At 70.8% G+C, this 21,552-nt stretch carries 25 protein-coding genes and 1 tRNA gene; 12 read left to right on the plus strand and 14 right to left on the minus strand.

What is annotated here, in order from left to right:
- Positions 1–408 (minus strand): HEAT repeat domain-containing protein (locus DW309_RS02795; RefSeq protein ID WP_136044499.1); only part of this gene is annotated, 408 nt, incomplete at its 3' end.
- 91 nt (positions 409–499) lie between these two features.
- Here DW309_RS02795 and DW309_RS02800 point away from each other — a divergent pair.
- Positions 500–1,081, plus strand: a complete 582-nt coding sequence (locus DW309_RS02800; protein WP_136044500.1) for an isochorismatase family protein — start codon at positions 500–502, stop codon at positions 1,079–1,081.
- Positions 1,078–1,611 (plus strand): DUF1697 domain-containing protein, encoded by a 534-nt coding sequence (locus DW309_RS02805; protein WP_136044501.1) that lies wholly within the window; start codon positions 1,078–1,080, stop codon positions 1,609–1,611. Before DW309_RS02800 ends, DW309_RS02805 begins: the two co-directional genes overlap by 4 nt.
- A gap of 21 nt (positions 1,612–1,632) precedes the next feature.
- Here DW309_RS02805 and DW309_RS02810 read toward each other — a convergent pair whose 3' ends face one another.
- Complete coding sequence (locus DW309_RS02810) at positions 1,633–1,875, minus strand: hypothetical protein (protein WP_136044502.1); 243 nt, start codon at positions 1,873–1,875, stop codon at positions 1,633–1,635.
- A gap of 25 nt (positions 1,876–1,900) precedes the next feature.
- Here DW309_RS02810 and DW309_RS02815 point away from each other — a divergent pair, with 25 nt between their 5' ends.
- Positions 1,901–2,419: a CGNR zinc finger domain-containing protein gene (locus tag DW309_RS02815; protein WP_136044503.1), complete on the plus strand. Its 519-nt coding sequence runs from the start codon at positions 1,901–1,903 to the stop codon at positions 2,417–2,419.
- A gap of 3 nt (positions 2,420–2,422) precedes the next feature.
- Here DW309_RS02815 and DW309_RS02820 read toward each other — a convergent pair whose 3' ends face one another.
- The 3 genes from DW309_RS02820 to DW309_RS02830 form a co-directional block, all read right to left on the minus strand.
- Positions 2,423–2,968, minus strand: coding sequence for a type 1 glutamine amidotransferase domain-containing protein (locus DW309_RS02820; RefSeq protein WP_136031454.1), 546 nt, complete (start codon positions 2,966–2,968; stop codon positions 2,423–2,425).
- Positions 2,969–3,086: 118 nt separating this feature from the next.
- Positions 3,087–3,881: an ABC transporter permease gene (locus DW309_RS02825; RefSeq protein ID WP_136044504.1), complete on the minus strand. Its 795-nt coding sequence runs from the start codon at positions 3,879–3,881 to the stop codon at positions 3,087–3,089.
- Positions 3,878–4,612 carry an ABC transporter ATP-binding protein gene (locus tag DW309_RS02830; protein ID WP_136044505.1) on the minus strand — a complete coding sequence of 245 codons (735 nt, stop codon included), beginning with the start codon at positions 4,610–4,612 and terminating at the stop codon, positions 3,878–3,880. The genes DW309_RS02825 and DW309_RS02830 overlap by 4 nt, the downstream gene beginning before the upstream one ends.
- Positions 4,613–4,682: 70 nt before the next feature.
- Between DW309_RS02830 and DW309_RS02835 the strand changes: the two genes are divergently transcribed.
- The gene (locus tag DW309_RS02835; protein WP_136044506.1) at positions 4,683–5,234 is read left to right on the plus strand and encodes a helix-turn-helix domain-containing protein; all 552 of its coding nucleotides are present in this window, start codon (positions 4,683–4,685) and stop codon (positions 5,232–5,234) included.
- Between the two features lie 3 nt (positions 5,235–5,237).
- On the opposite strand, the gene DW309_RS02840 is transcribed toward DW309_RS02835, so the two are convergent.
- Together DW309_RS02840 and DW309_RS02845 are read right to left on the minus strand one after the other, a co-directional pair.
- Positions 5,238–5,310: transfer RNA gene (locus tag DW309_RS02840), tRNA-Lys, on the minus strand.
- A 131-nt stretch (positions 5,311–5,441) separates the two neighbouring features.
- On the minus strand, positions 5,442–6,101 hold the full coding sequence (locus tag DW309_RS02845) for a fasciclin domain-containing protein (RefSeq protein WP_136031456.1): 660 nt from the start codon (positions 6,099–6,101) through the stop codon (positions 5,442–5,444).
- A gap of 177 nt (positions 6,102–6,278) precedes the next feature.
- Between DW309_RS02845 and DW309_RS02850 the strand changes: the two genes are divergently transcribed.
- The 5 genes from DW309_RS02850 (at position 6,279) to DW309_RS02870 (ending at position 11,119) form a co-directional block, all read left to right on the plus strand.
- Entirely contained in the window at positions 6,279–7,991 is a 1,713-nt protein-coding gene (locus tag DW309_RS02850; protein ID WP_136031458.1) for a cytochrome c biogenesis protein DipZ, read from the plus strand.
- A 31-nt stretch (positions 7,992–8,022) separates the two neighbouring features.
- Positions 8,023–8,625 (plus strand): ECF RNA polymerase sigma factor SigK, encoded by a 603-nt coding sequence (locus tag DW309_RS02855; protein ID WP_205812597.1) that lies wholly within the window; start codon positions 8,023–8,025, stop codon positions 8,623–8,625.
- The gene (locus DW309_RS02860; protein WP_136044507.1) at positions 8,622–9,410 is read left to right on the plus strand and encodes an anti-sigma factor; all 789 of its coding nucleotides are present in this window, start codon (positions 8,622–8,624) and stop codon (positions 9,408–9,410) included. The genes DW309_RS02855 and DW309_RS02860 overlap by 4 nt, the downstream gene beginning before the upstream one ends.
- Before the next feature lie 28 nt (positions 9,411–9,438).
- The gene (locus DW309_RS02865; RefSeq protein ID WP_136044508.1) at positions 9,439–10,068 is read left to right on the plus strand and encodes a DNA-directed RNA polymerase subunit beta; all 630 of its coding nucleotides are present in this window, start codon (positions 9,439–9,441) and stop codon (positions 10,066–10,068) included.
- 166 nt (positions 10,069–10,234) lie between these two features.
- Positions 10,235–11,119 carry an aminodeoxychorismate lyase gene (locus DW309_RS02870; protein ID WP_136044509.1) on the plus strand — a complete coding sequence of 295 codons (885 nt, stop codon included), beginning with the start codon at positions 10,235–10,237 and terminating at the stop codon, positions 11,117–11,119.
- A gap of 60 nt (positions 11,120–11,179) precedes the next feature.
- On the opposite strand, the gene pstB is transcribed toward DW309_RS02870, so the two are convergent.
- The 7 genes from pstB to DW309_RS02905 all read right to left on the minus strand — a co-directional run bounded on the left by pstB (position 11,180) and on the right by DW309_RS02905 (position 19,332).
- The gene (pstB, locus tag DW309_RS02875; RefSeq protein WP_136031466.1) at positions 11,180–11,959 is read right to left on the minus strand and encodes a phosphate ABC transporter ATP-binding protein PstB; all 780 of its coding nucleotides are present in this window, start codon (positions 11,957–11,959) and stop codon (positions 11,180–11,182) included.
- A 26-nt stretch (positions 11,960–11,985) separates the two neighbouring features.
- Positions 11,986–13,080: a phosphate ABC transporter permease PstA gene (pstA, locus tag DW309_RS02880; RefSeq protein ID WP_136031468.1), complete on the minus strand. Its 1,095-nt coding sequence runs from the start codon at positions 13,078–13,080 to the stop codon at positions 11,986–11,988.
- A gap of 1 nt (position 13,081) precedes the next feature.
- On the minus strand, positions 13,082–14,065 hold the full coding sequence (pstC, locus tag DW309_RS02885; RefSeq protein ID WP_136031470.1) for a phosphate ABC transporter permease subunit PstC: 984 nt from the start codon (positions 14,063–14,065) through the stop codon (positions 13,082–13,084).
- Positions 14,066–14,170: 105 nt separating this feature from the next.
- Complete coding sequence (locus DW309_RS02890; RefSeq protein WP_136031472.1) at positions 14,171–15,274, minus strand: phosphate ABC transporter substrate-binding protein PstS; 1,104 nt, start codon at positions 15,272–15,274, stop codon at positions 14,171–14,173.
- A 180-nt stretch (positions 15,275–15,454) separates the two neighbouring features.
- On the minus strand, positions 15,455–16,441 hold the full coding sequence (locus DW309_RS02895) for an NUDIX hydrolase (protein WP_136035809.1): 987 nt from the start codon (positions 16,439–16,441) through the stop codon (positions 15,455–15,457).
- Complete coding sequence (locus DW309_RS02900; protein WP_136031477.1) at positions 16,438–18,603, minus strand: RNA degradosome polyphosphate kinase; 2,166 nt, start codon at positions 18,601–18,603, stop codon at positions 16,438–16,440. Before DW309_RS02900 ends, DW309_RS02895 begins: the two co-directional genes overlap by 4 nt.
- Before the next feature lie 45 nt (positions 18,604–18,648).
- Positions 18,649–19,332: a winged helix-turn-helix transcriptional regulator gene (locus DW309_RS02905; protein WP_136031479.1), complete on the minus strand. Its 684-nt coding sequence runs from the start codon at positions 19,330–19,332 to the stop codon at positions 18,649–18,651.
- Positions 19,333–19,406: 74 nt separating this feature from the next.
- Here DW309_RS02905 and DW309_RS02910 point away from each other — a divergent pair, with 74 nt between their 5' ends.
- From DW309_RS02910 to ygfZ, 3 genes are all read left to right on the plus strand, one after another.
- Positions 19,407–19,697 carry a hypothetical protein gene (locus DW309_RS02910; RefSeq protein ID WP_168387152.1) on the plus strand — a complete coding sequence of 97 codons (291 nt, stop codon included), beginning with the start codon at positions 19,407–19,409 and terminating at the stop codon, positions 19,695–19,697.
- Positions 19,698–19,846: 149 nt separating this feature from the next.
- The gene (locus DW309_RS02915; RefSeq protein ID WP_136044510.1) at positions 19,847–20,449 is read left to right on the plus strand and encodes a nitrobindin family protein; all 603 of its coding nucleotides are present in this window, start codon (positions 19,847–19,849) and stop codon (positions 20,447–20,449) included.
- Between the two features lie 20 nt (positions 20,450–20,469).
- On the plus strand, positions 20,470–21,552 hold a 1,083-nt coding region (gene ygfZ, locus DW309_RS02920), incomplete at its 3' end, for a CAF17-like 4Fe-4S cluster assembly/insertion protein YgfZ (RefSeq protein ID WP_136044511.1).

Consider the following 21,552-nt stretch of genomic DNA (forward strand, 5'->3'; position numbering starts at 1 on the left):
CCGCTCCTCGTCCGGCACGAGCCCCGCCGCGGCGCGCCACGCCGCGCGTGCGACCTCGGGGTCGTCGTCGCGCAGCAGCTCGGTCGACACCGCGGGCCAGGCACGACGGTCGCCGATCTTCGACAGCGTGTGCAGGGCCTGGCTCCTGGCCTGCGCCACGGGTGACCGCAGCTCCGGCAGGAGGCGGTCCACGGTCGGCTCAGCGTCGTGTCGGGTGAGTGCCCACGTGAGCATCTCGCGCACGAAGAAGTCGGGCTCCACCGCGCTCTGCTCGACGAGCACGTCGATGTAGCAGGGGTTCGGCATGGTGCCGGCAGTGAGAGCGGCCTGCAGGCGCGCCGAGGACGCGGTCGACTGCAGGGCAGCGCGCAGTCTCGACGCCGGGTCGAGGGGATGCTGTTCGGTCATGGTTGCCTCCGCCGTCCATTCCACACCTTGTCACGATGACAGGGTCAAGCGCTGCCCGGTCGACGGCGCCCGCACGGCGTACCCTCGAGGCATGAGCAGAGCACTCCTCATCGTCGACGTCCAGAACGACTTCACGGAGGGTGGGGCGCTCGCGGTGGAGGGGGGAGACGCGGTCGCCGAGGCCGTCTCCGCCTTTCTCGCCGTGCACGCGGCCGACTACGACGTGATCCTCGCCTCCCGCGACTGGCACGATGCGGACGGCGACAACGGCGGACACTTCTCCGGCTCGCCCGACTTCGTCGACACGTGGCCGGCCCATTGCGTCGCGGGTACGGCGGGCGCGGACTACGACCCGCTGCTCGACACGACCGCGGTCACCCACCACGTCCGCAAGGGGCAGGGTGTGCCCGCGTATTCGCTGTTCGAGGGCATCACCGACGACGGCGACACCGCCGGGGCCGTGCTCTCGGCCGCCGGAGTCGTGTCGGCCGATGTCGTCGGCATCGCGACGGACCACTGCGTGCGCGCCTCCGCGCTGGATGCCATCGCGCACGGCGTGCGGGTCCGCGTCCTCACCGACCTGATCGCCGGGGTGGCCGCCCCCTCGAGCGAGGCTGCGCTGGCCGAGCTCGTGCACGCCGGCGCGGTGCTGGCCGAGAGCGGCGACGCGTGAGTCGCAGCGTCCTGCTGCTGCGCGCGGTCAACGTGAGCGGGCGCAACAGCGTGCCGATGGCGCGACTGCGCGAGGTGCTGGAGGAGCGGACGCAGCTCGCCGCCGTGTCGACCTACATCGCCAGCGGCAACATCCTCTGCGCGACGCCCGACGACCCCGAGGCGGCCCGCGCGACCGTGCGCCGCCTGATCGCGGAGGAGTTCGGCGTCGACACGCCCGTCATCCACCGCACGCACGCGGAGCTCGTGGCGACGGCGGCCGCGCAGCCGTTCCCCGACGGCGAGGCGAGGTACGTGCACGCGATGTTCCTGGAGGGGCCGCCCGCGCCGGGTGCGGTCGCGGCGCTCGAGCAGCGACTCGTGCCAGGGGAGCGGATCGCGCTGGTGGGTCAGGACCTGTGGATCGATTACGCCGAGGGCGGCGTGCACTCCACGAAGCTCACCACGAGCGTGCTCAACCGTGCCCTGGGGGTGGCCGGAACCGCCCGCAACCTGCGCACCACGCAGAAGCTCATCGACCTCACGGCCTGAGCGGGGCGGGGCGAGGGGGCCTCATCGCTGGTCGGCGTCGGCGGCGTCGGAGCCGTCGGGAGCTGTGGCGAGGGGGCGGCTCAGCGCGCGCGGCGGGAGGTGCGGATGCGCGGCGACGTCGACCCGGCGCGTGCCGCAGTCGAGGCAGCGCACGTAGAGCACGACGCCCTCGCTGGTGGGGTGCCGCGACTCCACGAGCCAGGCGTGCTCGTGGCGGTCGACGGGCGGGACGAGAGGGACGGGAAGGGTGTCGGCGGCGGTCATGGGACCAGCGTGATGTAATGGTCTTATGCATCTCAACCCTTACGGCGAGTATGCCGTGCTGCTGGCCGCGTCGCTGGCCAACGACTGGCCGGCCGACCGGCAGGGCATCGAGGAGCGCACGCTCGCCCTCGGGATGACGCAGACCTTCCCGCCCGCCGACGGCGACCACGCCGCGGTGCGGGCGGTGATCGACGAGTGGCTCGCCATCGTCGATGCGCCCGACCCCGACGAGCGCGCCGCCCTGCTGAACGCGCAGCTCGCCGCCGCCGGCGCCTATCCGCGACTCGTCGACCACGACGACGAGGGGTGGCACCTGCACTACCGCGACGACGTGCGGTCGTTGCCGTTCGTGCTGCGCGCGACCATCAACCTCGGCACCGCGCTGCACCTGGTCACGCGCGGCATGAACCGGCTCGGACGCTGCGAGGCCGCGCCCTGCCGCAACGTGGTCGCCGATGTGACGCGCAACGGCCGCCAGCGGTTCTGCTCCGTGAGGTGCGCGAACCGGGCGGCCGTGCGGCGCCATCGGGCGCGCGTCGGGTGAGGGTCAGGCGGTCTGTCCCGCGTGCTTGCCCTCGCCGATCTCCTCGACCAGCTTCGCGTTGAAGGCGGGGAGGTCGTCGGGGGTGCGGCTGGAGACCAGGCCCTCGTCGACCACGACCTCCTCGTCCACCCAGCTCGCGCCCGCGTTGCGCAGGTCGGTCTTCAGGCTGGGGTAGCTCGTGAGGGTGCGGCCGTCGACCACGCCCGCCTCGATCAGGATCCAGGCGCCGTGGCAGATCACCCCGACCGGCTTGTGCTGCTCGAAGAAGGAGCGGGCGAGTGCGATGGACGCCTCGTCCATGCGCAGGTGGTCGGCGTTCACCACGCCGCCCGGGAGGACGAGCGCGTCGAACTGGTCGGCGGAGGCGTCGGCCGCGGTCAGGTCGACCGCCTGCTCGTGACCGTTCTTGCCGGTGATGGCGGCGCCGTCGGGGGCGATCATGGTCGCACTCGCGCCCTCCGCGGTCACGGCCTCCCACGGGCTGGTCAGCTCGCTGTCCTCGAAGCCGTCGGTCGCCAGGAACGCCACGCGGTTTCCGCTGAGAGTCATCGTCTGTCCTTTCGCTGGGGGAGTCGCCCGGATCCGGGCGCACCATCACCCTCTCTCGGGGGCCAGGAGCGCGGACAGGGGGTGGCCAGGAGGCCGCGCGGATGATACGAGGGCGGGCTCACGCGAGGTCGCGCTGAAGCGGGACGAGCACGGCCGCGAGACTCCCGAGCAGCGCATAGGCGCCGAGCAGCGCGGCTCCGACCACGGGCGCCACGAGCACGGAGGCGGCGAGGGGCACCTGCTCCGCGAGGGTATCGGTGAGGAGCGTGAAGTCCATCAGCGCGGCCGTCGCACCCCCCGGGAGGTACGGGTACACGAGGTTCGCCCCCGGCACGAGCATGAGCACCGGTTCCAGGAGGTAGAAGTAGCCGACCACGATCCCGATGGCGAGCAGCTGGTGGCGCGCGAGCGCACCGATCGCGACTCCCAGGACCGTGTACACCGCTGCCGCGAGGGCGAGCTGGGTGAGCATGATCCCGAGGGTCCCCGCGGTCACGCCCAGCGTCGCTCCGCGCAGGGCCGCCGCGCCGAGCAGGGCGAGTCCGGCCGACAGCGCCATCGCGACCCCGTAGCCGAGCCCGAGCAGGACGAAGATCCCGAGCTTCGCGGCCAGCAAACGTCCTCGACGCGGTGCGGCGAGGAAGGTCGCTCCGATGGTCCGGTGGCGGAACTCGCTCGTGATCGCGATCGTGCCGATGAGTGCCGGCAGGAAGAGGGTCAGACCGCTCAGGCCGACCACGAAGCCCACGCCCTGGGCGGTGTCGATTCCCGGGAGCGGAGGCGTGGCGTTCTCAGGGCCGATCAGGGCGAGCAGCCCGGTCAGCCCCGCCCCGCTCGCGACCGCGGCGACCAGGGCCCACAGGGGGAGCCGGGTGGAGAGGAGGCGGACGGCCTCGCCACGGAGCAGGTTCATCGGACGATCCCTTCGTGGGTGTGGGCGAGGAACGCCTCTTCGAGCGTGCGACCGTCGGCGGTGAACTCCGCCGCGGCCCCGGTCCAGGCGACCTGGCCGCGGTCGATGACCACGAGGTCGTCGATGCTGTGCTGCACCTCGCTGAGCACGTGGCTGGAGAGCACGACGGTTCCGCCGCGGGCCGCGAAGTCGCGGAGGAACGCGCGCAGCCAGGCGATGCCGGCCGGGTCGAGGCCGTTCGACGGCTCGTCGAGCAGCAGGGCGTGCGGCTCGCCGAGCAGCGCCGTGGCCAGGGCGAGCCGCTGGCGCATGCCGGTGGAGAAGCCGCCGACGCGACGGTCGGCCGCCTCGTGCAGGCCGGTGAGGGCGAGCACCTCCGTGACGCGCTGCGCGCGGTGCCCGCCGAGGGCGGCATAGGTGCGCAGGTGATCGCGGGCGGAGGTCGCAGGGTGTGCCGCGGCGAGGTCGAGCACGGCTCCGACGGCGCCGCTCGGTCGGGCGAGGGCGCGATAGGAGACGCCGTCGAACCGTGCCGTGCCCGCGTCGGGACGGACGAGCCCGAGCATCATGCGCAGTGTCGTGGACTTGCCGGCGCCGTTGGGTCCGAGGAACCCGGTCACGCGGCCGGGCTCGGCGCGGAAGGAGACGCCGTCGACCGCGGTGAGGTCGCCGTAGCGCTTCGTGAGAGCGGTGACCTCGATGGCGGGGCCGCGCAGGGGTGGGTGCGTCATGGACGCTCCTCTCGACGTACGATGGGGTTGTCGTTGAGAACATTATCATCATGAGAACAATGGAGTGCGCGTGACCCGATCCGCCCCGATCGCCGACGTCGTCCTGCACCCCGTCCGGCTGCGCATCGTGCAGCAGTTCGGCGGGCGGGAACTGACCACGGCCGAGCTCCGCCAGGCCCTGCCCGACGTGACGCAGGCCACGCTGTACCGCCACGTGTCGGCGCTCGTCGACGCCGGCATCCTCGCGGTCGTGCAGGAGCGACGCATCCGCGGAGCGATCGAACGTACGCTCGCGCTCGGCGACCGCATGGCCCACGTCGACCAGGACGAGCTCGGCGCGATGGACGACGCCCGGCTCCGCAGCGCGTTCCTCACGTTCCTGGGGGAGGTCGGGGCGGGGTTCGACCGCTTCCTCGCCGACCCCGACCCGGCGGCCCGGGGCTTCGTCGGCTTCGGTCAGACGCCCCTGCACGTCACCGAGGCCGACCTCGCGACGATCCAGAGCGGTCTGACCGAACTGCTCGCCCCCTACCGGGATGCCGACCGCCCCGGTGCGCGCCGCATCGACCTGGCCACGGTCGTGACGCCGCACGCACCCGCAGCGGCGCCGACGGAGGAATGACGGTGGGCCCCGTGGGGCTCGAACCCACGACCCGCGGATTAAAAGTCCGATGCTCTGCCAACTGAGCTAGAGGCCCGTGCTCCCAGTCTAGGGCGCACGACGAAGGGCCGTCGGCGCACAGCTCGCCGACGGCCCTATCACCTTCCCTGACTCCTCCCGATCAGAGAAGGCCGTGTGCCGGTCGGGTCGCCCGGCACCTCCCCGCGCTTACTGCGCCGGGGGCATCAGGACCGAGTCGATCAGGTACACGGTCGCGTTCGCGGTCTGCACGCCGCCGCAGATGACGTTGGCGTCGTTGACCATCCACTGGTCACCGCTGCCGGTCACCTCGAGGTCCGCGCCCTGCACGGTCGTGTGCATGCCGGCGATGTCGGCCGGCTCGATCTGGCCGGGCACCACGTGGTAGGTGAGGATCGACGTCAGCGTCGCGCTGTCGGTCTTCAGGGCCTCGATCGTGGCGGGGTCGATCTTCGCGAACGCGTCGTCGACCGGCGCGAACACGGTGAACTCGTCACCGTTGAGCGTGTCGACCAGGTTCACGTCGGGGTTGAGCTGGCCGCTCACCGCGGCCACCAGCGTGGTCAGCATCGGGTTGTTCGACGCGGCGACCGCGACCGGGTCCTGCGACATGCCCTGGATGGAACCGGCGCCGTCCGGGACCTCTTCGGCGTAGGCCGCGCAGCCCGGGCCCACGAGGTTCGCGGCGGGGTCCATCTCCATCGGCGTCGACTCCGACGTCTCGGGGGCCTTGGGCTCCGATGACTCCTCCGTCGTGCTGCCGCTGCCCATGGAACACGCGGAGAGCAGGAATGCGCTCGCCAGACCCAGGGTGACTGCTGCGGTGACCTTCTTCTTGGTGCTGAACATGTCGAGCTCCTTCGAAACTCCAGCCACGGCCTCTCCGTGGCGTTGACCGGTGTTCGGAACCGTCTCGGGATCGGATGGGACGAATTCGGAAAAAGTTCGCGAATCCTCCCTCGCGGGGTCCGATCCAATCCATTGGGCGGCCCGGAGCGAACAGAGCCTGACAGAAGCGAGGACCTCATGGACCTGATCATCATCGGCCTGCTCGGCGGGCTCATCACCGGCATCTCGCCGTGCATCCTGCCCGTGCTCCCGGTGATCTTCCTCACCGGCGGCGCGCAGTCGGCGGCCTACGACGGAGAGGCGGTGCCCGCCCGGCGAAGCCGCCCGTACTTCGTGATCGCGGGCCTCGTGCTCAGCTTCACGCTGGTGACGCTCGTGGGTTCGCTGATCCTGGGTCTGCTGAACCTGCCGCAGGACATCATCCGCTGGGTGGGCATCGCGGTGCTGGTCGTGATCGGCGTCGGCCTGATCGTGCCGCGGTTCCAGCACCTCCTGGAGCGGCCGTTCCAGCGCTTCGGGCAGCGCGAGGTGAAGAACCGGGGCAACGGCTTCGGTGTCGGACTGGCCCTCGGCGCGGTGTTCGTGCCGTGCGCCGGACCGGTCCTCGCGGCGATCATCGTGGCGGGCTCGACCGGCCAGATCGGCGTGGGCACGGTGCTCCTCACGGTGTCGTTCGCGATCGGCGTGGCCGTCCCGCTGCTGGTGTTCGCGCTCGCGGGTCGCAGCGTGGTGGAGCGCATCCGCGCCTTCCGGTCGAAGGAGCGCGCACTGCGCATCGCCGCCGGCATCGCCATGATCGCACTCGCCGTGGGGCTCGTGTTCAACGTGCCGCAGGCGCTGCAGCGGCTCCTTCCCGACTACACGGCTCCGCTGCAGGAGCAGATCGCCGACTCCGAGCAGGTGCAGGACGCGCTGGACCTCGGTGGCCTGGTCAACGACGAGAACAAGGACCTCGACCAGTGCACGAACGGTGCGACCGAGCTCGAGTCCTGCGGCACTGCCCCGTCGATCAAGGGCATCCAGCAGTGGCTGAACACGCCCGACGGCGAGGCGATCGACCTGAAGGACCTGCGGGGGCAGGTCGTGCTGATCGACTTCTGGGCGTACTCGTGCATCAACTGCCAGCGGTCGATCCCGCACGTGGTGGCCTGGGACGAGGCGTACCGCGACGCCGGACTGCAGGTCATCGGGATCCACTCGCCGGAGTATGCGTTCGAGAAGGATCCGGGCAACGTCGCCGCGGGCGTGCGCGACTTCGGCATCGCGTATCCCGTCGCGCTCGACAACACCCTGTCGACCTGGACGAACTACCGCAACCGTTACTGGCCGGCGCACTACCTGATCGACGCGGACGGCACCGTGCGCCACATCTCCTTCGGCGAGGGCAACTACGCGGCGACCGAGTCGATGATCCGGGAGCTGCTGCAGGACGCGGATCCGGACGTGCAGCTGCCGCCGGCGACGGACGTGAAGGACGAGACGCCGGAGCTCGGCTCGACGACACGGGAGACCTTCCTCGGCTCGTCGAAGGACGTGAACTACGGCGGCGGGGACGAGTACCGCCGCGGTGAGGGCAGCTTCTCGTTCCCGAAGGACCAGCCCGACGACAGCTTCGCGCTGGACGGCGACTGGACGGTCGAGACGCAGTACGTGACCCCGACGAGCGACGACGGACGCATCCGCCTGGAGTATCGCGCGGGCGAGGTGCGGATGGTCGTGGCGGGCTCGGGTGAGGTCGTGGTGCGCGATCAGGACGGTGAGGAGCAGACCATCGCGATCGACGGGACGCCTCGCTCGTACGGCCTGGTCGAGCAGGGCGACATCGCGAAGGGAACGCTCACGCTCGAGGTCCCGGCCGGTGTCGAGGTCTATTCCTTCACATTCGGGTGACGTCTGCGCGGGAACGGGGAGGAGATACGGCATGCTTATGGAGATGGTCATCGACGGGATGGACGTCCCGGAGGACGGGGCAGCGCCGAAGGATGCCGTCGCCGACCTCCTCGTCCGCGTCGCGTCCGGTGATCAGGCTGCCTTCGCCGAGCTGTACGACTCCCTGTCCCCGCGGGTCTTCGGCCTCATCCTCCGCGTGCTGGTCAACCGCGCGCAGAGCGAGGAGGTGCTCCAGGAGGTGTTCCTGGAGATCTGGCAATCCGCTTCGCGGTTCGCTCCGAACAGAGGACAGGGACGAACCTGGGTGATGACCATCGCCCATCGACGGGCCGTCGACCGGGTGCGGGCATCGCAGTCGAGCGCCGACCGCGATGTGCGAGCCGGCTTCAAAGACCTCGGTGTCGCGCACGACAGTGTCGCGGAGCGGGTGGAGCTGGGCATCGAGGGGGAGCGGGTCGTCGCGGCGCTGTCAGGGCTTCCTGACGCGCAGCGGGAGGCGCTCGTCCTGGCCTACTACGGCGGTTACAGTCAGAACGAGATTTCGGCGCTCGTGGGGGCGCCGTTGGGGACGATCAAGACACGGATGAGAGACGGGCTGACCCGTCTCCGCACGGCGATGGGGGTGACGGCATGAACGAGAAGGACTTCGCGGAACTCGCGGCGGGTGCCGCGCTCCACGCGCTGTCCGCCGACGACGAGAACCGGTACCGCCGGGCACTCGTGGAGCATCCGGAGTGGGCGGCCGTGGCAGACGTCGACGCGGACAGCGTCGCGCTGCTGGGTGAGGGCGTGACGCCGGTCGCCCCGCCGCCCGGCGTTCGTGCGGCTCTGCTCGCCCAGATCGCCCAGACGCCGCAGGGCGACACTGCCCCGCACGACACCGACGCGCACGACACCGCGGGGCGCACCCCCGGGGTCGCGTCCGCCGGTGGCCCCGAGGAGCCCGCCGTCCGCAGGCCGCGCCGCTGGACCCGCCTGGCCTTCGCGCTCGCCGCGTGCCTGGCGCTGCTGGTCGGCGTCGGCATCGGAGCGGTGGCGCTCAACGCACAGCTCACCCGTCCCGCCAGCGTCGTGGCGCTGCAGGAGATCGAGGCCGCGGGCGATGCGCAGCAGGCCACGGTCGAGCTCGACGGCGGGGCCACGGCCACCGCCCACTGGTCGGGCTCGGTCGGCAAGGCCGTGCTCGTGACGGACGGTCTGCCCGAGACCGACGCCGGCAAGACGTACGAGCTGTGGTTCGTGCGCGGCGAGGAGCCGATCGCGGCCGGTGTGTTCGACCCGGAGGACGGCGCGGCGACCGCGCTGCTCGAGGGCGAGATGCGGGCGGGTGACGCGATCGCGGTGACCGTGGAGCAGGAGGGCGGCTCGCCGTCCGGGCAGCCCACCACGGATCCGGTCATCGTCATCCCCACGGCCTGAGCCGCGGCGGCGGGCGTACCCTGGAGGGATGCCCGAGCAGCACCACCGGCCCGTGCGCCGCCCCTCCCACGCGTTCGACAACATCGTGGGGTCGAGCGACCCCGCGGAGGAGAGCAGGGTCGCACACGCCACGGCCTCCGCGCTGCTGACGCGCGTGCGCGAGGACGAGACCGGCGCGAGCGTGGAACGGCTGATCGCGTTCACGCGGGAGCACGGCATCGACGAGATCGCCGAGCTGTGGTCCACCGCGCCGTCGCGTACGCTGCCGGGCTCGCTGTGGCGCCTGTACGTGCTGCAGCTCGCGATCCACGGCGACCCGCGCACCGCCGCGCTCCTGTACGACCGCGGTCGCGTCGAGCTTTCCTCCGCCGACGCCGTGGTGGCGGGTGCCCCGGTGCCGGCGAGCCCGGGCGAGCTGGTCGCGCTGATCGACACGATCCTCCGCGGTGCCTTCCGGGGCGACTTCGCGGTGGCGCTCGACCGGGCGGCGGCGTTCTGCCGCGTGCAGGCCTCGGGCGCGACGCACACCGCGGACGACTACGAGGTGACGGAGCCGAAGCGCGCGAGCGAGCTGACCACGCGGGCGCTGCGGTTGAGCACGTATGCGCAGGACCTCTCGGCATCGGCCGCGCTGTGGCGGATGGGCGCGCTGGCCTGACAGCGCCGCGGCCGGCGCCCGGACAGAGAAAGACCGGGCCGCAAGAACGCCTCTCGGCGGAAGGCCGCTCGCAGCGGCGAAAATTGGAGCCCGGGGTTATGCGGCCCGGCCACTCCAGTGTAACGCGAGCGCGCGACAGGTATTCCCGGCGTTCTAGGCTCGTGGCATGACCCGACGCTTCGCCCTCATGCTCGACCCCGTCGCCGCCGACGAGCAGCGCGACGACTACACCGGCACGTTCACGCAGGTCGACGCCACGGCTCCGGCCCTGAGCGTCGGCGAGCTGAGCACCCAGCGGGGGGACGGCGTGTTCGAGTCGATCGGCGTGGTCGACGGTCATGCGCAGGAGGTCGTGCCGCACCTGGAGCGACTGGCACACTCCGCGCGACTGTGCGACCTCCCGGAGCCGAACCTCGAGCAGTGGCGGCAGGCGGTGCAGCGGGCCGCGGCGCAGCTCGGCGCGGGGGAGTCGGTCATCAAGCTGATCCTCAGTCGCGGCGTGGAGCACGGACCCACACCCACCGCCTGGGTCACGGCCGCTCCCGCCGCGGACTTCTCCGCCGTGCGCCGCGACGGCGTGAAGGTGGTCACGCTCGACCGCGGGTACGACCTCGGTGCCGCCGAGCGGGCGCCGTGGCTGCTGCTGGGCGCCAAGACCCTGTCGTACGCGGTGAACATGGCGGCGCTGCGCGAGGCCAAGCGGCGCGGGGCCGACGACGCGGTGTTCCTCTCGAGCGACGGCTTCGTGCTGGAGGCGCCGACGGCCTCGCTCCTCCTGCGCTTCGGCGACCGGTTCACGACCCCGGCGCCGAACGGCGGGATCCTGCACGGCACCACACAGCTCAGCGTGTACGACCACCTCAGCGCGCGCGGCTTCGAGGTCGGCTACGAGCGCATCCCCGCGGGCGACCTCACCCGGGCCGATGCGGCGTGGCTGGTGTCGAGCGTGCGTCTCGCGGCGGCCATCACCGCGGTCGACGGTGTGCCGCTGCCGGTGGATGCCGCGCTCACGGACGAGCTCAACGCGTACCTGCTCTCGCCGCGCGACTGAGGCCGCAGACACGGAAGGGCCCGGGTGCCGTCGCACCCGGGCCCTTGTCGTACCGGCGGTTCAGCCGAAGCGGCCGGAGACGTAGTCCTCCGTCGCCTGCACCGACGGCGTGGTGAAGATCGACGTCGTGTCGTCGTACTCGATGAGCTTGCCGGGCTTGCCGGTGCCGGCGATGTTGAAGAACGCCGTCTTGTCCGAGACACGGCTCGCCTGCTGCATGTTGTGGGTCACGATCACGATCGTGAACTCGTTCTTGAGCTCGCCGATCAGCTCCTCGATCGCGTACGTCGAGATGGGGTCGAGCGCCGAGCACGGCTCGTCCATCAGCAGCACCTCGGGCGACACCGCGATCGCGCGGGCGATGCACAGACGCTGCTGCTGACCGCCGGAGAGGCCGGAGCCGGGGCGGTCGAGCCGGTCCTTGACCTCGTTCCAGAGGTTCGCGCCGGTGAGCGACTTCTCGACCAGGTCGTCCTGGTCGCTCTTGGACATGCGGCTGTTGTTGAGCTTGACGCCCGCGAGCACGTTCTCCTTGATCGACATCGTGGGGAACGGGTTGGGGCGCTGGAACACCATGCCCACCTGGCGGCGCACGAGCACCGGGTCGACGCCGGCGCCGTACAGATCCTTGCCGTCGAGCAGCACCTCCCCTTCGACGCGGGCGCCGGGGATGACCTCGTGCATGCGGTTGAGGGTGCGCAGGAACGTGGACTTGCCACAGCCGGAGGGGCCGATGAACGCCGTCACGCTGCGCGGCTGGATGTCGAGGGAGACGCCTTCGACGGCGAGGAAGTTGCCGTAGTAAACGTTGAGGTCGTTGACTTCGATGCTCTTGGACACGGGGTTTCCTGTTCTGAGGTTCGGGCTCAGCGGCCGGAGAGTTTCGGGGCGAACCACTTCGCGATCAGACGCGCGAGGAGGTTCAGCACCATGACGATGAGGATGAGGGTGAGGGCGGCGGCCCAGGCGCGCGCGACAGCGGCGTCGGGGTTGGTGCCCTGGTTCATGTACTGGTTGTAGGCGAACACCGGCAGGGTCATCATCTGACCGTCAAAGATGTTCGTGTTGAGGCTCTGCGTGAAGCCGGCGGTCAGCAGCAGCGGGGCGGTCTCACCGATCACGCGGGAGATCGCGAGCATGACCGAGGTCATGATGCCGGCGATGGAGGTGGGCAGCACGACCTTGAGGATCGTCAGCCACTTCGGCACGCCCAGCGCGTAGGAGGCCTCGCGCAGTTCGTTCGGGACGATGCGCAGCAGTTCCTCGCTGCCGCGGACGACGACCGGGGTCATCAGCACGGCGAGGGCGAGCGCACCCATGAAGCCCATCGAGATGCCCGGTCGCAGCAGCAGCGCGAACACGGCGTAGATGAACAGACCGGCGACGATCGACGGGATGCCCGTCATCACGTCGACGAAGAACGTGATGGCCTTCGCGATCTTCCCGCGCCCGTACTCGACCAAGTAGATCGAGGTCATGAGCCCGATCGGGACCGAGATGATCGTGGCCGTCAGGGTGATCAGCACGGTGCCCCAGATGGCGTGCACGATGCCGCCGCCGTCGCCGACCACGTTGCGCATGGAGTAGCTGAAGAACTCGGCGTCGAAGCGTTCGATGCCGTTCGCCACCACGGTCCACAGCAGCGACACGAGCGGCAGCAGCGCGATCAGGAAGGCGGTGGCGACGAGGGCCGTCATGAGCCGGTCCACGGCCTTGCGGCGGCTCTCGGCGATCGACGAGATCACCGTGATGATCACCATGTAGAGCAGGATGCCGACGATCACGGTGCCCGCGATGTTGAAGTCGGCGAGCGGCGTGTCCGACCCCGCGGCGGCGACGCCGAACACGGCCGCGGAGACCGCGAACGAGACGCCGAGCAGGGCCCACGGCGCCCACTTCGGGAGGCGGCCGGAGGTGAGGGAGGCGCTCGGCGTCGTGGGAGCGCTGGTGAGGACGGTCATGTCAGTTCGCTCCAGAGAACTCGGCGCGGCGGGCGACGATCCAGCGCGCCACGGCGTTGACCGCGAAGGTCACGACGAAGAGGATGAGGCCGGTCGCGATGAGCGTGTTGACGCCCGTGCCGTGCGCCTCGGGGAAGGCGAGGGCGATGTTCGCGGGGATCGGCGTGGGGTTCGTGGCGGTGAGCACCAGGAAGCTCACGACCGCCGAGGGGGAGAGCACCATGGTCACGGCCATGGTCTCGCCCAGGGCCCGCCCGAGCGCGAGCATCGCGGCGGAGACCATGCCGCCGCGGGCGAAGGGCAGCACGGCCATGCGCACCATCTCCCAGCGGGTGGCGCCGAGGGCCAGGGCGGCCTCCTCGTGCAGCTTCGGCGTCTGCAGGAAGACCTCGCGGCAGATGGCGGTCATGATCGGGATGCACATCACGGCGAGGACGAGGGCCGCGGTGAGGATGGTCTTGCCCGTGGCGGAGACCTGACCGCCGAAGAAGGGCACCCAGGAGGCGTTGTCGTTCAGCCAGACGTAGATCGGCTGGAGCAGCGGGGCGAGCACGAGTCCGCCCCAGAGGCCGAACACCACGGACGGCACTGCCGCGAGCAGGTCGATGATGTAGCCGAGCACGGCCGCGAGTCGGCGGTGCGCGTAGTGCGAGATGAACAGCGCGATGCCGATGGCGATGGGGGCCGCGATGATCAGGGCGATGAACGAAGCCCACAGCGTGCCGAAGACGAGCGGCCAGACATAGGCCCAGAAGGATTCGCCGCGCAGGATGTGGTTGTCGGTGGTGTCGAGCTGGAAGGCCGGAAGGCTCTGGATGATGAGGAACGCGGCGACGAGGGCGAGCACGACGAGGATGATGATCCCCGCTCCGAGTGCGGTGCCGGAGAACACCCGGTCGCCGAGTCGCTGCTTGGCCTTGATCGGTGCGGGCGGCGCCGGGGTCGGTGCCGGTGCCGTGGTGGGCTCCTGCGCGGTCGTGCTCATGATCTCCCTGTTTCGGGCCGGGTGGAGATGGATCGGGTGCTGACCCGGCGGAGCCCCCGCGTCCGTGTCGGGACGCGGGGGCACCGTGTCAGCGGATCGGCGGGATCAGCCGACCTGGATCAGGTCGATCGCGGCCTGGACCTGCTCGCGCAGGCCGTCCGAGATCGGGGCGCTGCCGGCGTTCTCCGCGGCGGCGTCCTGGCCCTCGGCGCTCGCGATGTACGTGAAGTAGGCCTTCACGAGCTCCGCGACGTTGCTGTCCTCGTACTGCTCGCAGCCGATGAGGTAGCTGACCAGGGCGATCGGGTAGGCGCCGTCCGCGGCGGAGGCCGGGTCGACGTCGAAGACGAGGTCACCCTCGCCGCGGCCCTCGGCGAGCGGCGAGGCCTCGACGAGCTTCGCTGCGGCCTCGGCCGAGTAGGGCACGAACTCCTCGCCGACGCCCACGGCGACCTGGCCGAGGCCGTCCGCCTGCGAGGCGTCGAGGAAGCCGATGGCGCCGTTGCCGGCGGTGATGGCCTGCTTCACGCCCGAGGTGCCCTGAGCGGCCTCGCCGCCCTGGATCGGCCACTCGTCCGAGACCTCGTAGGTCCACACGTCGGGAGCGGTCGCGCTGAGGTACTTCGCGAAGGTCTCCTGCGTGCCGGACGGGTCGGAGCGGTGCACGGGCGAGATCGCCAGGTCGGGCAGCTCGACGCCCTCGTTGAGAGCGGCGATCGCGGCGTCGTTCCAGTTGGTGATGGTGCCGGCGAAGATGCCCGCGATGGTCGCGGCGTCGAGGTTCAGGGTGTCGATGCCCTCGAGGTTGAACGCGACCGCGACGGGCGAGATGTAGAGCGGGACCTCGACGATGTCGTCGGTCGTGCAGGCGCCGAAGCCGCCGGCGGCGATCTCCTCGTCGTTGAACGCGCGGTCGGAGCCGATGAAGTTGCTGCCGCCCTCGAGGAAGTTCTCGCGGCCCGTGCCGGACCCGGTGGGCTCGTAGTTGACGGTCACGTCGGGGTTGGCGGTCTGGAACGCGGCGACCCAGGCCTCCTGGGCTGCGGTCTGGGAGGACGCGCCGGTCGCGTCGATCGTGCCGGAGAGCGTGGACTCGCTGGGCTCGTCGGTGGAGCCGCCGGTGCCGCCTTCGTTCGCGGCACAGCCGGCGAGTGCGAGAGCGGCGACGGCGCCGATGGCGCCGATTCGTGCGATTCGGGAGATCTTCACTGTGGATCCTTCGATCGTGGAGGGTTGGGGCCCGGTGCAGGGCACACAGTGACGCTAGGGGCGACGGTTAACGAGACTCTCCCGCGCAGGTGAACGGCAGGTGAACGACCGGAGACGCTCTGGGGGCGATCCCAGGCGCCGCGCGGGCTCGAGCGCCCTCGTTCGCGGGTCGCCGGCGGGTCAGACCTTCGGCGCGTGCGTCTCGATCGAGATGATCCCGGAGCCGGGATTCGTGGCGGACACGTGCACGACGGAGAACGCGCCGGTCTCCAGATCGGCGGCGCTGGTCACGTACGAGCCGCGCACGGTGCCGGTGGCGAGGGCGATCTCGGCGAGCAGGGCGGGCAGCACGGGGCCGTGGCTGCACAGCACGGCGGGCTTGCCGGAGCGGATGCGGCGTCCGACGACCGAGCGGAGGTCTGCGGTGCCGTCCTCCCACGCGTCCTGGCTGATCTTCTCCGTCTTCACCGGCTTGCGGTCCAGGGCCTTCGCCAGCGGGGCGACCGTCTGCACGCAGCGCACCGCGTCGCTCGTGATGAGCTTGCGCACGCCGAACGCGCGGAGCGGACCCACGATCGCCTTGGCCTGGCGTCGGCCGCGTTCGGTGAGCGGCCGCGCGGAGTCCGCGCCGTCCCACTCCGAGCGGGGGAGGGCCTTCGCGTGCCGGAGCGCGATCACCGGGAAGGTGCGCAGGACGCCGTCGTCGACGAGGGCCGCGAACGCGTCGAGGATCTCGTGGTCGACCGGGTAGCTGAGCGCGGCGCGGGCCTTCTTGACGCTGACCCACTCGAGCGCGGCGATCTCCCGGTTGGGCACGAACGTGGACGCCCGGATGGCCTCGTCGGTCGCCTCGGCCGCCCAGTAGTGCACGACCTTCTGCTTGCGTGAGGCGAGCAGGTAGCGGCTCACCCCCACGGGGACGCCGAGGGCGACGCGGATGCCCGTCTCCTCGTGCACCTCGCGCACGGCCGTCTCCGCGAGCATCTCACCGGGGTCGACCTTGCCCTTGGGGAGCGTGACGTCGCGGTACTTCGTGCGGTGGATCAGCAGGATGCGCAGCTTGCCGTCGACCAGGCGCCACACCACGGCACCCGCGGCGTACACGGCCTTGTCCGCCCACTTGGAGCGGGCGATGTCCTCGGGGAGCTGGAGCTGCCGCGCCGTCATCGGACCGCCCGCGCCCGCCGGCGCCGCTGGATCATGCCCATGGTCTTGTCCTGCAGGTCGACCAGCGGCCTGCCGTCCGCGTTCACGGCGTGGCGCTCCCAGACGCCGTCGGCGCCGAGGTGCCACGACGACGTGCCGTCGTCCATCGCGAGATCGAAGAACGCCGTGAGCTCCTTGAGGTGCGCGGGGTCGGTCACGCGCACGAGCGCCTCGACGCGACGGTCGAGGTTGCGGTGCATCATGTCGGCGCTGCCGATGTAGACCTGCGGGTCGCCGCCGTTCTCGAACGCGAAGATGCGCGAGTGCTCCAGGTAACGGCCGAGAATGCTGCGGACGGTGATGTTGTCGCTGATGCCCTCGAGGTCGGTGCGCAGGCTGCAGATGCCCCGCACCCACACGTCGACCTTCACGCCTGCGGCGCTGGCGCGGTACAGGGCGTCGATGATCTCCTCGTCCACCATCGAGTTCACCTTGATGCGGATGTGTGCGGGCACGCCCGCCTCGGCGTTGCGGCGCTCGGCGTCGATCAGGCGGATGAGGCCCTTGCGCAGGTGCAGCGGCGCGACCAGGAGGCGCTTGAACTTCTTCTCGATCGCGTAGCCGCTGAGCTCGTTGAACAGCCGGGTCAGGTCCTTGCCGACCTGGGCGTCGGCGGTGAACAGGCCGAAGTCCTCGTAGATGCGGCTGGTCTTGGGGTTGTAGTTGCCCGTGCCGACGTGGGAGTAGTGCCGCAGCAGGCCGTCCTCCTCGCGGATCACGAGCGCGAGCTTGCAGTGCGTCTTGAGGCCGACCAGCCCGTAGACCACGTGCACGCCGGCCTTCTCCAGCTTGCGCGCCCACACGATGTTGTTCGCCTCGTCGAACCGCGCCTTCACCTCGACCAGGGCGAGCACCTGCTTGCCGGCCTCGGCGGCGTCGATGAGTGCCTGCACGACGGGGCTGTCGCCCGAGGTGCGGTACAGCGTCTGCTTGATCGCCAGCACGTGCGGGTCTCGCGCCGCCTGCTCCAGGAACGCCTGCACGCTGGTCGTGAACGACTCGTAGGGGTGGTGCACGAGCACGTCGGACTTGCGGATGGCCTTGAAGATGTCGGCCCGGTTGCTCGATCCCGCCGGCTGGAACGCCACCGCGGTCGTGGGCAGGTGCGGCGGGTAGCGCAGGTCGGGACGATCGATGCGTGACAGGTCGAACAGGCCCCGCAGGTCGAGCGGTCCGGGAAGGCGGTAGACCTCCAGATCGGTGATGTCGAGCTCGCGCACGAGCAGGTCCATCGTGACGTCGTCCATGTCGTCGGTGATCTCGAGGCGGATGGGCGGGCCGAACCGGCGGCGCAGCAGCTCCGCCTCCAGCGCCTGGATGAGATTCTCGCTCTCGTCCTCCTCGATCTCCACGTCCTCGTTGCGGGTGAGGCGGAACGCGTGGTGGTCGAGCACCTCCATCCCGGGGAACAAGTCACCGAGGTGGTTGGCGATCAGCTCTTCCAGGCGCAGGAAGCGCTTGATCTCGCCGGTGGACGGCACCTCGACGAAGCGCGGCAGCATCGGCGGCACCTTGAGACGGGCGAACTCCTGACGGCCCGTGCGGGCGTTGCGGATGCGGATCGCGAGGTTCAGCGACAGCCCGGAGATGTAGGGGAACGGGTGAGCGGGGTCGACCGCCAGCGGCATGAGCACGGGGAAGACCTGCGCGCCGAAGTAGTCGGACAGCGCGCTGCGCTCCTCGTCGGTGAGGTCGGACCACTCGGTGATCTCGATGCCGGAGTCGGCGAGAGCGGGACGCACCAGGTTGGTCCACGCGGCCGCGTGCCGCAGCTGCAGCGCGTGTGCTTCGCGCGAGATGTCGGCCAGGGCGTCGACGGGGGAGCGGCCGATGTTGGTCGGCACCGCGAGGCCGGTCATGATGCGGCGCTTGAGGCCGGCGACGCGCACCATGAAGAACTCGTCGAGGTTGCTCGCGAAGATCGCCAGGAAGTTCGCGCGCTCCAGCTCGGGCAGCGTCGGATCCTCGGCGAGCTCGAGCACACGCTGGTTGAACGCGAGCCAGCTCAGCTCGCGGTCCAGGTACCGGTGGTCGGGCAGTTGCGAGTCCGGGGACTCCACGGCATCGAAGTCGTCGTCTTCGGCGTCACCGAGGCCGGCGTCGGCGAGTGCGGGATCGATCATGGGGTACATCTAAGCACCGGGAGGTGTCGGGCGTGTGAACGCCGGTCACCCCGTGCCGACGAGGCTCTCGTCGTCGTACACGTTGAAGCGGTACCCGACGTTGCGGACCGTGCCGATGATCTGCTCCTGGTCGCCGAGCTTCGCCCTGAGCCGTCGCACGTGCACGTCGACCGTGCGGGTGCCGCCGAAGTAGTCGTAGCCCCATACCTCGCTGAGCAGCTGCTCGCGCGTGAACACCCGCGACGGGTGCGTGGCCAGGAAGTGCAGGAGCTGGAACTCCTTGTAGGTGAGGTCGAGGGGCTTGCCGTGCAGCTTGGCCGAGTACGACTGCTCGTCGATCGTGACGCCGGAGGCCTGCACGCGCGCGGGCTCGGACACCTCGTCGCGGCGGGCGATGGCGAGCCGGACGCGGGCGTCGATCTCGGCGGGGCCGGCCGTCGCGAGCAGCACGTCGTCGATGCCCCAGTCGCCGGAGAGCGCGCTCATGCCGCCCTCCGTGACGACGAGGAGGAGCGGGGCCTGCTGGCCGGTGGCGCGCAGCAGCCGGCACAGCGACTTCGCTCCGACCAGGTCGTGGCGGCCGTCGACCACCGCCACGTCGTACTCCGGAGCGTTCACGAGCTGCGCCGGTTCGGCCGGGATCTGGCGGGTGCGATGGCTGAGCAGCTCCAGCGCGGGAAGCACCTGCTCCGAGAGGGGAGCGTTGGTCAGAACCAGCACCAGGGCCACGCGCACTCCTCACCGGCGGGGGGTTCGACGCCGTGCCGCCATGATAGCGGCCGTGGATGCGCAAGAATGGAGACATGTCAGAACCCGCCCTCGCTCCGCGCAACGCCTTCACCGGCGTGATCGTGGTGTGGGCGGTGGCCTTCGTCGGCACGATCCTGATCGGCATCTTCGCTGCGGAGGAGTGGCGCATCCCCTGGATGCTCGTCGGGTTCGGCGCCGTCGTCCTGATCTCCTTCGCGGTGCAGCTCTGGTACGGCCGCACGCAGGGGTTCATCTTCCGCGTGGCGAGCAGCGTCACCGGCGCCCTGCTGCTGATGGGGGTCATCTCGGTCGGGTTCGGGCTGGCGGCGCTCATCCCGTCCTGACGCCGATCCGGCGCGGTATGGTGGATCCATGGACATCATGGCGCTCGAAATCTTCTTCATCGGCCTCCTGGGCCTCGCGAGCCTGGCGATCGTCTTCGTGTCGGCCGTGGTGCTGCGCAACCTCTTCCGCGGTCAGCGCTGACGAGATCGTGATCGAGCTCCCGACCGACCTTCCCGCCGATCTCGTTCCGCTCTCGTGGCTGATCGGGGTCTGGGAGGGCACCGGCGTGATCGAGTACCCGGTCGGCGAGGAGCGTCTGCAGGGCGAGTTCACCCACCGCGTCAGCTTCAGCCATGACGGTGGCCCCTTCCTCAACTACGCCGCGACCGCCACCTTCACCGGCGAAGACCAGTCGGCGTCGATTCCCCTGACCGCCGAGTCCGGCTTCTGGCGCCTGGCGCGCCCGGCTGCTGCGTCCGATGCGGGCCCCGCGCTGCTGCCGCCGACCGTTGCGCCGGTCGTCCGCACGGTCGACGACGTGGAGGAGCTCCGCGGACCGAACGGCGCGTTCCCGATCGAGGTCTCGATCGCCCGCTCCGACGGCATGCTCGAGTTCTACCTCGGCGAGATCAACGGCCCGCGCGTCGACCTGGCGTCCGACGCGATCGTGCGCGGAGCGGGGACCAAGGAGTACGGCTCGGCCTCGCGCATGTACGGCCTGGTCGACGGCCACCTGCTGTGGGCCTGGGACATCGCCGCGCTCGGCACACCGCTGCGCGCGCACGCCTCGGCCCGCCTCGCGCGGGTGTGAACGGAGAGGGGCGAGCAGGCATGGGCGGGTTCGACGAGCGGAACGGGGCCGTCCTCGGCGACGGGGGCGTGGCGCACTTCGGCGATCCCTTCCGCGAGCAGCGCTGGCTGGCGGCGGGCGAGGCGCTGGTCCCGCTGGACGACCGCACCGTCATCGAAGTGGCGGGCCCCGAGCGTCTCGGCTGGCTCGACTCCATCACGTCGCAGGCCGTCGGGCGACTCGCACCGGGCGAGAGCACGGAGCTGCTGGTGCTCGATCCCCAGGGGCGGGTGGAGCACGCCGCCGGTGTCGTCGATGACGGTTCCGCGACCTGGCTCATCGTCGATGCCGCCGACGCGGAGGCACTGGCGGGCTGGCTCACCCGCATGAAGTTCCGCACCCAGGCCACGGTCGAGGTGCGCGACGACGTAGCGCTGCTGGGCTTCGTCGACGCCGGCGCGGCGTCCGAGCGGATCCGCACCATCGACGGCGCCCTCGTGTGGGCGGACCCCTGGCAGCGCGTCAGCGCGGGCGGGTATCAGTACGCCGCGACCACCGAGCACCCCGGGGTCGACCTGGCCTGGCGCATCGCCATCGTCCCGAGCGGCAGCGTGTCCGCGCTCGCCGCGACCCTCGACGACGGCGAGGTCGCCGGACTGCTGGCCGCGGAGGCTCTGCGCATCGCCGCGTGGCGACCGCGGTGGGCGTCCGAGGTCGATGAGCGGTCGCTGCCGCACGAGTCCGACTGGCTGCGCAGCGCGGTGCACCTCGACAAGGGCTGCTACCGCGGGCAGGAGACCGTGTCGAAGGTGCACAACCTCGGTCATCCGCCTCGGCGGCTCGCCGCGCTGCACCTCGACGGCAGCGACGCAGTGCTCCCCGAGCCCGGCGCTCCGGTCTTCGCGGGCGACGACGAGGTGGGGCACATCACCTCGGTCGCGCGACACCACGAGGAGGGCCCCATCGCGCTCGCGATCCTGTCGCGCCGCGCCCCGGTCGGGGATCTGGTCGTGCGGTCCGAGGGCGTCGACATCGCGGCGTCGCAGCAGGTCATCGTCCCCGCAGACGCGGGCGCCACGGCGGAGGTGCCCCGCCTGACGCGGCTGTCGCGCCGCCCGACCGCG

Source organism: Microbacterium sp. K41 (assembly GCF_004794395.1).
GTDB lineage: Bacteria > Actinomycetota > Actinomycetes > Actinomycetales > Microbacteriaceae > Microbacterium > Microbacterium sufflavum.

What these genes read in the sequence shown, in the direction of transcription:
- DW309_RS02800 (WP_136044500.1), top strand. Translation starts at nt 500, where the DNA reads ATGAGCAGAGCACTCCTCATCGTCGACGTCCAGAACGACTTCACGGAG.
- DW309_RS02810 (WP_136044502.1), bottom strand. Translation starts at nt 1,875, where the DNA reads ATGACCGCCGCCGACACCCTTCCCGTCCCTCTCGTCCCGCCCGTCGAC.
- DW309_RS02815 (WP_136044503.1), top strand. Translation starts at nt 1,901, where the DNA reads ATGCATCTCAACCCTTACGGCGAGTATGCCGTGCTGCTGGCCGCGTCG.
- DW309_RS02820 (WP_136031454.1), bottom strand. Translation starts at nt 2,968, where the DNA reads ATGACTCTCAGCGGAAACCGCGTGGCGTTCCTGGCGACCGACGGCTTC.
- DW309_RS02825 (WP_136044504.1), bottom strand. Translation starts at nt 3,881, where the DNA reads ATGAACCTGCTCCGTGGCGAGGCCGTCCGCCTCCTCTCCACCCGGCTC.
- DW309_RS02830 (WP_136044505.1), bottom strand. Translation starts at nt 4,612, where the DNA reads ATGACGCACCCACCCCTGCGCGGCCCCGCCATCGAGGTCACCGCTCTC.
- DW309_RS02845 (WP_136031456.1), bottom strand. Translation starts at nt 6,101, where the DNA reads ATGTTCAGCACCAAGAAGAAGGTCACCGCAGCAGTCACCCTGGGTCTG.
- DW309_RS02850 (WP_136031458.1), top strand. Translation starts at nt 6,279, where the DNA reads ATGGACCTGATCATCATCGGCCTGCTCGGCGGGCTCATCACCGGCATC.
- DW309_RS02855 (WP_205812597.1), top strand. Translation starts at nt 8,023, where the DNA reads ATGCTTATGGAGATGGTCATCGACGGGATGGACGTCCCGGAGGACGGG.
- DW309_RS02860 (WP_136044507.1), top strand. Translation starts at nt 8,622, where the DNA reads ATGAACGAGAAGGACTTCGCGGAACTCGCGGCGGGTGCCGCGCTCCAC.
- DW309_RS02865 (WP_136044508.1), top strand. Translation starts at nt 9,439, where the DNA reads ATGCCCGAGCAGCACCACCGGCCCGTGCGCCGCCCCTCCCACGCGTTC.
- DW309_RS02870 (WP_136044509.1), top strand. Translation starts at nt 10,235, where the DNA reads ATGACCCGACGCTTCGCCCTCATGCTCGACCCCGTCGCCGCCGACGAG.
- pstA (WP_136031468.1), bottom strand. Translation starts at nt 13,080, where the DNA reads ATGACCGTCCTCACCAGCGCTCCCACGACGCCGAGCGCCTCCCTCACC.
- pstC (WP_136031470.1), bottom strand. Translation starts at nt 14,065, where the DNA reads ATGAGCACGACCGCGCAGGAGCCCACCACGGCACCGGCACCGACCCCG.
- DW309_RS02895 (WP_136035809.1), bottom strand. Translation starts at nt 16,441, where the DNA reads ATGACGGCGCGGCAGCTCCAGCTCCCCGAGGACATCGCCCGCTCCAAG.
- DW309_RS02900 (WP_136031477.1), bottom strand. Translation starts at nt 18,603, where the DNA reads ATGATCGATCCCGCACTCGCCGACGCCGGCCTCGGTGACGCCGAAGAC.
- DW309_RS02910 (WP_168387152.1), top strand. Translation starts at nt 19,407, where the DNA reads ATGTCAGAACCCGCCCTCGCTCCGCGCAACGCCTTCACCGGCGTGATC.